This window comes from Elusimicrobiota bacterium, assembly GCA_026388075.1.
Classification (GTDB): domain Bacteria; phylum Elusimicrobiota; class Endomicrobiia; order Endomicrobiales; family JAPLKN01; genus JAPLKN01.
Genome location: JAPLKN010000147.1, coordinates 21074 through 29737 on the forward strand (window position 1 = coordinate 21074; position 8664 = coordinate 29737).

Consider the following 8664-nt stretch of genomic DNA (forward strand, 5'->3'; position numbering starts at 1 on the left):
ATACTGCCTTCAACAACATAGATACAAACCACCGACAAGAGTCGGCAACATTCTCTAACGGGGTAAATAATCGTCTATTTTCTGAATTTTTCCACAGATATTCCTTTTAAACCCAAATCTATTGATATCATGCCGGATTGATTAAGCGAATAAACTTTCTTGTTTGTCTTATATTTTGGCGGAAAATAACTGATTAAAATATCGGGATTTACTTTTTGCATAAAATTGTTTGAAGGAATGCGGAATCCATTTTCAGGCAATTGAAGAATGTGCGATTTAATATTTGAATCGGAATTACTGTAATATTCTTCTTCCTTTAATCCCATATTGCCGGTCAACAAAACATTATTGCTTTTGTATGACAATAAAATAACAAGAGAGCCATTTTCATTATTCACAGATAAATGATCTGATGATAATATCGTTATACTTGCCCCGTCTTCAAAAAACCTGTCTCCGGGCTGTGCCTGTTTTAGCAAAATATTCTTTTTCTTAACCGTCGTAATAAACTCCGATAAATTATTGCTAATATAGGTTTCAGGGCGTAATATTATTTCCTTTATTTTTAATTTATCAGCTAGATAGGTAAATACTCCGTATCTTAAAGAATTACTGCCTGTTATAAAAACCCTTTCAATTTCTGTTATTCCCTTTGACCGGAAATAAGGCATTAATATTTTCTCTACCGTATTATAGTAGGAATTAGGGTAAGTGCCGGTGTCAATCAAGTAATTATTTCCGTTCGGAAACCGAACATGAACTGCGTTTGAAAAAGGTATATTCAGGAAATTTATTTCAAGAGTATTTCTTGAATGCTGATAATCTATCAACAGTTTAATAGGGGAAACAACTAAAAACGGGATAATTAATAAAAGAAGTTTCGGGTATTGTTTTATTTTAAATATTATGAATAAAAAACCGTAATAGAAAAGAATTGAAAAGGCTGAGGGTGAGGGAAGGGAAATTATTGAATATTTTAATTTAGAAGAATATGAAACTGTAAAAATTATTGAATTCACTATATATTGATTCAACAAAGCAGCTAATGAAGCAAGAAAAGGAGATAGAAAATGTATCAAATATAGAAATATCCCTGCTGCCGTAACAACGCCGGCCAAGGGAACGACAATAAGATTTGTTAAAATCCCAATAAGAGAAAATTTGTTGAAATAATAGGCAAGTAGAGGCAAAACCGCAAGTTGAGCAGAAAGTGATACTGCAAAAACTGTTCCAATAGTATTTTTGATCCAAAAAGTAAATCTTTTAAACGGAATAATAAAATAAGGATAAAAATATACAATGCCAATTGTTGCGGCAAAAGAAAGCTGGAAACTCGCGGTAAAAAGCGCCTGAGGATCAAATAAGAGTATAGTTAGCGCGCTTAAAGCCAGTGAGTGGTAAATAAGAGGTTCTCTTGCAAGAGAAAGCGATAGAATTACAAAAACAGCCATAATACTTGCTCTTAATATAGGAGGATTTGCGCCGGTCATCATACAATAGAATAAGATAAAAGGAATTGTTAATAGAGCTGAACGGCGTTTACGAAGACCCGTGAGTCTGAAAAGTCCTAGAAATATTGCGCACACATAACCGACATTCAAACCGCTTACTACAAGCACATGCATTACTCCTGCGTCCATAAATTCTTCTTTTATTTCTTTAGATAATGATGATTTATTTCCTACAACCATCGGTATAAGAACTGAAGCCTCTTTTGGCGGCAGGTAAAGTTCTATGGTTTTTATTATGTCTTTTTGTATTAGAAGTGAAAACCTATATAGAAACTGCGGTTTATTAAAACCTGTCTTTCTGATACTAAAAGCTTTTAAGAGGGTATAGACGTTTTGCCGATTCAAATATTTCCCGTAATTGAACTCGCCGGGATTATTAGCTGTATGCGGGGTTTTAATTTTTCCTCGTATTTCAATAATATCGCCAATCTTGAAGGTATTGCCCCTAAAATCATATGTTACTAAAATTTTTTCGCTGATCTTTTTGCTTTCTATTTTTGAACTTTTAAGTAAAAAGAAAATGTAGTTGTTTTTAATTTCAGGCTCAGAGATAATTTGTCCGGTTACATTTAAAGAATCTTTTTGAATAAAACCGATAATTTTACTTCTCTTTTCAGGTGAAAAAAAACCGGTTGAATTTAAGAATATCAAAAAAAGAATATAGATTATTGTGGCAGCTATGATAGGCCGTTTTTTAATTATAGAGAAAGGGAACATTTTAGTTTTATCCACCTGAACAGAAAACTTTAAGCTTTAGCGCTGGTATGAAAATGTTTAAATCATAAAATAGAAATAAAAAAACCGCTACACAAGATAGCGGTTTTTATGAAGTTATTAGTTTATATGCATCTTAAATTTTAATATTAGGATTGACCTTTATTCCAGGTCCCATGGTTGATGAAACTGAGATGCTCTTTAAATACTGGCCTTTCGAACTAGCGGGTTTCGATTTAAGTATAGCAGAAAGCAAAGTTCTTGCATTTTCAGCAAGCTTATCAGGATCAAAAGAAGCTTTGCCTATAGGCGAATGAACAATTCCATACGAATCGTTTTTGTATTCTACTCTTCCGAGTTTAAGTTCTTTAATAGTTTGAGCTATTTCAAAAGTTACCGTCCCGGATTTGGGATTTGGCATAAGGCCCTTTGGGCCTAATACTTTTCCGAGCTTGCTCAGATCTTTCATAGTGTCCGGAGTTGCGACTAAAACATCAAAATCAAACCAGCCTTTTGAAATTTTTTCAATAATATCTTCAAACCCGGTAAAATCGGCTCCGCTTGATTCGGCTTCTTTTACTTTCTCGCCTTTTGCTATAACGGCAACTTTTCTATTTTTACCTATTCCATTGGGAAGAGTCACTACTCCGCGAACATTTTGGTCGCTTTGTTTCGGATCAATGCTTAAACGGACATGCATTTCAATAGTTTCGTCAAATTTTGCTTTTGCAGTCTGTTTTGCAAGGCTGACCGCCTCTTCAACGGTATAAAGTTTTGTTTTGTCTACAAGTTTTGAAATTTCTTCCAATCGTTTACTCATTTTTCCTCCGGGTGGTATTTACGTCCCGAGCGTAGCCGAGGGACTCCCACAAAGTTTTATTTTTCTTCTACTTCTATTCCCATGCTTTTTGCCGTTCCAATAACCATTTTTTTCGCAGCTTCAATATCATTGGCATTCAAATCCGGCATTTTATGCTTTGCTATTTCTTCAACTTGTTTTAAAGTCAATTTTCCGGCTTTTTCACGGTTAGGGGTTCCGGATGCTTTGGCGACTCCCGCGGCTTTTTTTACCAATGAAGAAACCGGAGGCATTTTCGTAATGAATGTGAATGACCTGTCTTCATAAACAGTTATGACAACAGGAATAAGCATTCCAGGTTCCTGAGAAGCGGTTTTTGAATTGAATTGTTTGCAGAAGTCCATAATATTTACGCCTTGCTGTCCTAATGCAGGACCTACAGGGGGAGCAGGATTTGCGTTACCTGCTGGTATTTGAAGTTTGATTTGTGTTTTAACCTTTTTTGGCGGCATATTTTTAACTCCTTTGGTCTATTAGATAATGCTGAATTATTATAGTTTTTCAACCTGAAGGAAATCCAACTCTACAGGAGTCGGTCGTCCGAAAATAGTTACCATCACTTTTAGTTTTCCTTTTTCCTCATTTATTTCTTCTACAATACCTATAAAATGCTTGAACGGACCTTCAATAATTCTTACGTTTTCTTCTTTTTCAAAACTGATAGCCGGTTTAGGTCTGGCGCCTGATACTGGGCTGATTGTTTCCATCAGATTTTTCACTTCTTCTTCAGGCATTGGAACGGGTTTTATGCCTCCAAGAAAACCGGTAACTCCGGCAGTATTTCTGACGAGCCAATAGGTTTCATTATCTATTGTCATTTCAATAAAAACATATCCGGGATAGAATTTTCTTTTTCTAAATCTCTTTTTATTGTTTTTTATTTCAACGACATCTTCTGTCGGGACCAGGATCTGAGATATGCGTTCCTGAAGGGAAAGGTTATTGACTGCTTTTTCCAAGTTAGTTTTAACGCGGTCTTCGTATCCTGAATAAGTGTGAACTACATACCATTGATTAGCCATTTTTTACCTCTTAATTTATTAACTAATAAAAATATCCTTTAAAGTATTATTCCAAGAATTCGAGCCAATAAAAAATCAATGAAACCCACAAAAATAGACACTATAACTACCAAAATTATAACAATTATAGTTGAAGCAACTGCTTCTCTGCGCGAAAGCCAAGTAACTTTGCCTAGCTCTGCATAAGAATCCTTGAAAAATCGAATCGCAGCTTTTATCCATTCATTCATAGTTAGTCCTCAAATCAATTAAATGTTTTAAGCTTTTTCGTAAATGAACCACTCGCTTATTCTCAAGCATCATAGCTTGCCGAGTACCTTTTAAAGTGCGTGGCGGGAGTAAGAGGATTTGTCCTGCACCAAAACGGAGGCAGAAGCCATGAACCATGCTGGTTCACGGTTCGATTTGTCCCGCACTGCTGCTAAAAAAGCGGGAGTGAAGGGACTTGAACCCCTAGTCCCGGTTTTGGAGACCGGTGGTTTGCCAATTAACCGACACTCCCAACTGTAGGATTAAGAATTCAGGATTAAGGAATAAGGATTAAGTAACATCTAAGAAAAGTCTTTGCTTTTAACTTAATCCTTACCACTTAATCCTGCCATTTATTTCGTTTCCTTATGCAAGGTATGCTTGCCGCAATAACGGCAAAACTTTTTTACTTCCAATTTCCCTTCCTTCTTTTTCCCTTTCGCATAATAGTAATTTCTATCTTTGCATACAGAACAAGCCAGTATCATTATAATTCTTTCAGATGCCATTCTTTCCCTCAGTTATAAGTGATAAGTGGTAAGTTATAAGTTAACTACAAGATCTTCTTAGGCCTTTAACTTAATCCTTAGAGCGAAGCGTCTTACCACTTACTACTGGTTTTACTTAATCCTTACCCCTTACTACTTACCCCTGCCTTTATTCTATTATCTCTGTAACAACTCCCGAACCTACTGTATGTCCGCCCGCCCCATGCGGGCCGCCTTGGGCGGCCTTCTCACCTTTTTTACTCTATTATATCTGTAACTACCCCAGAACCAACGGTATGACCACCCTCGCGGATAGCAAACCTCAGCTGTTTGTCCATTGCTATCGGCGTTATCAACTCTACTTCCATATTCGTGTTGTCTCCGGGCATTACCATCTCAGTCCCTTGCGGAAGTTTTGCAACTCCCGTAACGTCTGTCGTCCTGAAATAAAACTGCGGCCTGTACCCGTTGAAAAAGGGCGTGTGTCTTCCTCCTTCTTCTTTTGTCAACACATAAACCTGCGCCTTAAACTTCTTATGGGGGGTAATACTGCCGGGAGCTGCTATTACCTGCCCTCTTTCCACCTGGTCTTTTTCTATGCCCCTTAAAAGCATCCCGATGTTGTCTCCTGCCTGCGCCTCATCCAACAGTTTCCTGAACATCTCAAGGCCGGTAGCCACTGACTTCTTTGTTTCCTGTATGCCGATCAGTTCTACGTTGTCTCCCACTTTAACTTTTCCGCGTTCAATCCTTCCCGTAGCAACTGTTCCTCTTCCTGTTATTGAAAATACGTCTTCTACGCTCATAAGGAACGGTTTGTCTATGTCCCTCTGCGGTAAAGGTATCGTTGAATCTATCGCTTCTATGAGTTTTAATATTGAAGGTTCGCCTATCTCTGATTTGTCTCCCTGTAAAGCTTTCGTTGCACTGCCTCTTATCACCGGTATCTTGTCCCCGGGGAAATTATATTTTGTAAGAAGTTCTCTTACTTCCATTTCTACTAAATCAAGAAGTTCTTTATCCGTAACAAGATCTACCTTGTTCAAATATACAACTATATACGGAACGTTCACCTGTCTGGCTAAAAGTATGTGTTCCCTTGTCTGCGGCATCGGCCCATCTGTTGCTGATACCACAAGTATCGCTCCGTCCATCTGCGCTGCGCCGGTTATCATGTTCTTTACGTAGTCTGCATGGCCCGGGCAGTCTATATGGGCGTAGTGCCTTTTATCTGAAGAATATTCTACATGGCTTACTGCTATTGTTAAGATCTTTGTCTCGTCACGTCTTCCTTGCGATTCAGATGCTTTGGCTATCTCATCGTAGGTGATATACTTCGCTAACCCTTTGCCTTCAAGCACCTTCGTTATCGCTGCCGTCAGCGTCGTTTTACCGTGGTCTACGTGCCCGATTGTCCCTACGTTTACGTGGGGCTTTGATCTGTCAAATTTTGCCTTTGCCATTTTGATGCCTCCTTGAAAGATGATTTCTACCAAGTACTATATATAAAATTATTTTTGCTTTATCAAAAGCCCGGAAGCAGGATCGAACTGCCGACCTCTTCATTACCAATGAAGTGCTCTGCCAACTGAGCTATCCGGGCATAAAATGTTCGACATAAAAAAATCCATGATAAAGAACTGGTTTAAAACTGGTAACTGTTAACTGGTTACTGACAACTGTTATAAGCGGGAGACGGGAATCCTTCTCACTCGTCGTTTCACTCCTCATCCGAAGCCTGCCACCCTTCCGCCTGAGGCGGACTCGGGTTGGCTTCGATTCCCGGTTTTTCAAATATCTTTTTGCCTTTTCTGGTAACTGTTAACTGGTTACTGACAACTGTTATAAGCGGGAGACGGGAATCGAACCCGCGTAACCAGCTTGGAAGGCTGGCACACTACCATTGTGTTACTCCCGCGTTGTCGCGTCCTCGCTACCGCTTGGACTTATCCCGCAAAAGCGGGATTGTTTTGCTCCGAAAGGAATTGCTCCGCAAAACGCTCCCCAAGAGGGAACCTTAGGTTCCCTCATTCATCGGCGCTTTGCTGAACTCCCTCCTAAGAGGAATCTTGAATAAAAGATCAATATTTTTATCTTTTTAGTCAAATAAAAAGTGAACAAATAAACCAAGGAACTAATGAACGATTTCTGTCGTCTGGTGGGGGCGGATGGATTTGAACCACCGAAGGGCTAAGCCCGCCAGATTTACAGTCTGGTGCAATAGACCGCTCTGCCACACCCCCGTAAGACTCGAAAATAGAAATTCAAAAATCGAGAAAAGAGCAAAAGCTAATAACTCGAAAATCGAAATTAAAATTCGATTTTTATATTCAAAAATCGTGTTAAATCAAAAAACAAAAGAAGATTTGTCTAAAATCAAATCTTCTATAATGGGAAACTATTTTATACTAATATTTTTCAAAAGTCAATGGGAAATGCAAATTATTTTTGAGTTTTATCCGCCTTCGCAGAAAACTATGGACGTAAGTCCATAGATGAATGCGAAGAAGGACGGCGGATTTCGCCGAAGAAATGAAGGATACCACGAGTGTAAACTCGTGGAGGCTTCATTTCGGCTGTTTATAATTATAAGGGGTATAATCTATATACTTATGTAATAAATTTTCTGTAATAAATTTTCCAACTTGACAAATCAGATACAATTTTATATATTTTAAACATAAGGACAAAGAAGTCCTCAAAATCACAGAAGATTTTGGGGATTTTTTATTTACAAGTTTCTTGCTGTGAAAGCAGGATAGAATTTAAGACATAGAGGTCTTTACCCGACATTTTAATGTTTTGGGTGGAGGCCTTTTTATTTTGGAGAAAAAATGTGCAGAATGTTTGCTTTAGTGTCGAAAAATTTTGTTTCAGGTGATAATTTTTTCCGTTTCAGGGAACTTGCAGGCAAAAAAACGGAATTAATGAAGAAACCCATGAAAATGGATGGGGGATTGCGGGATATTTAGGAAACTGGACCGTTCATTTTGGAAGAAGCGAAAGAAGTGTACTTACAGATGTTAAACATTATGTTTCTGCTGTTGAAAGGGCCATTAAATCTAGGTCACGGATTGTTCTTGCCCATTTAAGAAATGCTTCAATAGGTGAAATAAATATTTGTAATACACATCCTTTCATTCATAAAGAATGGGTATTTTCTCATAACGGTACTATATATAATCCCGAGAAAATTGCGATAAGCGGGCATATGTATGAAGGGTCAACGGATTCTGAAAAGTTTTTTTCATATCTTATAAATAATCTTTCCCATAAAAGCATAAACGACTTCAGCAAAGTTATAAGAAACAGCATCCAATACATTAAAAGCAAGTTTAAAACAACTTCTCTGACATTTTTACTCAGCAACGGTGATTATCTCATGGGATTCAGGGATTTTTCCCAAGATGAATATTACTACACGATGTATTTTAAAAAAGAGGATGATTTGTTCATGTTTTGTTCCGAACCTCTTAACAGCGGGGAATGGATTCCAATGAAAAACGGCCAGCTTATAATCATAAATAAGTTCGGGGAAGTTATAAATGACACAATTATCCAAGCATCATCATTCACGCCTTACGTTGCGTCTAATTGAAAAAAGGAGGAAAATAGTATGAAACATTTATTTCAGTTCGGATTATTGGGTTTAATACTTTTTATAGGGGCTAGTTTATATGCTGAAACCAAGGAGATGCCATTTTCTGCTGGTGCCAAGATAGAAACGGTTGCGGTTCAGTCTGCCGTTTCGGCAGGATCAATGATTAACCCTGCAGATACGGTATGGGTGCTGATTTCCACTGCGCTCGTTATGCTTATGA

10 protein-coding genes and 4 tRNA genes are annotated in these 8664 nt (G+C 37.9%); 3 read left to right on the forward strand and 11 right to left on the reverse strand.

Annotation, left to right across the window (positions count from 1 at the left end):
- Window positions 1-74: 74 nt before the first annotated feature.
- The 11 genes from NT145_08200 to NT145_08250 form a co-directional block, all read right to left on the reverse strand.
- Window positions 75-2228, reverse strand: coding sequence for a DNA internalization-related competence protein ComEC/Rec2 (locus NT145_08200; protein MCX5782660.1), 2154 nt, complete (start codon window positions 2226-2228; stop codon window positions 75-77).
- A gap of 133 nt (window positions 2229-2361) precedes the next feature.
- Window positions 2362-3045, reverse strand: coding sequence for a 50S ribosomal protein L1 (rplA, locus tag NT145_08205; GenBank protein ID MCX5782661.1), 684 nt, complete (start codon window positions 3043-3045; stop codon window positions 2362-2364).
- A 56-nt stretch (window positions 3046-3101) separates the two neighbouring features.
- The gene (rplK, locus tag NT145_08210; GenBank protein ID MCX5782662.1) at window positions 3102-3536 is read right to left on the reverse strand and encodes a 50S ribosomal protein L11; all 435 of its coding nucleotides are present in this window, start codon (window positions 3534-3536) and stop codon (window positions 3102-3104) included.
- Window positions 3537-3575: 39 nt separating this feature from the next.
- Entirely contained in the window at window positions 3576-4106 is a 531-nt protein-coding gene (nusG, locus tag NT145_08215) for a transcription termination/antitermination protein NusG (protein MCX5782663.1), read from the reverse strand.
- Window positions 4107-4144: 38 nt separating this feature from the next.
- Window positions 4145-4336 carry a preprotein translocase subunit SecE gene (gene secE / locus NT145_08220; protein MCX5782664.1) on the reverse strand — a complete coding sequence of 64 codons (192 nt, stop codon included), beginning with the start codon at window positions 4334-4336 and terminating at the stop codon, window positions 4145-4147.
- Between the two features lie 200 nt (window positions 4337-4536).
- Window positions 4537-4608: transfer RNA gene (locus NT145_08225), tRNA-Trp, on the reverse strand.
- Between the two features lie 100 nt (window positions 4609-4708).
- The gene (rpmG, locus tag NT145_08230) at window positions 4709-4864 is read right to left on the reverse strand and encodes a 50S ribosomal protein L33 (GenBank protein MCX5782665.1); all 156 of its coding nucleotides are present in this window, start codon (window positions 4862-4864) and stop codon (window positions 4709-4711) included.
- Between the two features lie 236 nt (window positions 4865-5100).
- Window positions 5101-6306: an elongation factor Tu gene (gene tuf, locus NT145_08235; GenBank protein ID MCX5782666.1), complete on the reverse strand. Its 1206-nt coding sequence runs from the start codon at window positions 6304-6306 to the stop codon at window positions 5101-5103.
- A 67-nt stretch (window positions 6307-6373) separates the two neighbouring features.
- Window positions 6374-6446, reverse strand: a tRNA-Thr gene (locus tag NT145_08240).
- A gap of 244 nt (window positions 6447-6690) precedes the next feature.
- Window positions 6691-6761 (reverse strand) — tRNA-Gly (locus NT145_08245).
- A 238-nt stretch (window positions 6762-6999) separates the two neighbouring features.
- A tRNA-Tyr gene (locus tag NT145_08250) sits at window positions 7000-7086 on the reverse strand.
- A 591-nt stretch (window positions 7087-7677) separates the two neighbouring features.
- On the opposite strand from NT145_08250, the gene NT145_08255 reads away from it, so the two are divergent.
- The 3 genes from NT145_08255 to NT145_08265 all read left to right on the forward strand — a co-directional run.
- Window positions 7678-7815 carry a hypothetical protein gene (locus tag NT145_08255; protein MCX5782667.1) on the forward strand — a complete coding sequence of 46 codons (138 nt, stop codon included), beginning with the start codon at window positions 7678-7680 and terminating at the stop codon, window positions 7813-7815.
- Complete coding sequence (locus NT145_08260) at window positions 7767-8441, forward strand: class II glutamine amidotransferase (protein MCX5782668.1); 675 nt, start codon at window positions 7767-7769, stop codon at window positions 8439-8441. The genes NT145_08255 and NT145_08260 overlap by 49 nt, the downstream gene beginning before the upstream one ends.
- Window positions 8442-8459: 18 nt before the next feature.
- Window positions 8460-8664 (forward strand): hypothetical protein (locus tag NT145_08265; GenBank protein MCX5782669.1); only part of this gene is annotated, 205 nt, incomplete at its 3' end.

Coding starts and splice junctions, on each gene's coding strand:
- secE (MCX5782664.1), bottom strand. CDS start 4,336: ATGAATGAATGGATAAAAGCTGCGATTCGATTTTTCAAGGATTCTTAT.
- NT145_08200 (MCX5782660.1), bottom strand. CDS start 2,228: ATGTTCCCTTTCTCTATAATTAAAAAACGGCCTATCATAGCTGCCACA.
- rplA (MCX5782661.1), bottom strand. CDS start 3,045: ATGAGTAAACGATTGGAAGAAATTTCAAAACTTGTAGACAAAACAAAA.
- NT145_08255 (MCX5782667.1), top strand. CDS start 7,678: ATGTGCAGAATGTTTGCTTTAGTGTCGAAAAATTTTGTTTCAGGTGAT.
- nusG (MCX5782663.1), bottom strand. CDS start 4,106: ATGGCTAATCAATGGTATGTAGTTCACACTTATTCAGGATACGAAGAC.
- rpmG (MCX5782665.1), bottom strand. CDS start 4,864: ATGGCATCTGAAAGAATTATAATGATACTGGCTTGTTCTGTATGCAAA.
- rplK (MCX5782662.1), bottom strand. CDS start 3,536: ATGCCGCCAAAAAAGGTTAAAACACAAATCAAACTTCAAATACCAGCA.
- tuf (MCX5782666.1), bottom strand. CDS start 6,306: ATGGCAAAGGCAAAATTTGACAGATCAAAGCCCCACGTAAACGTAGGG.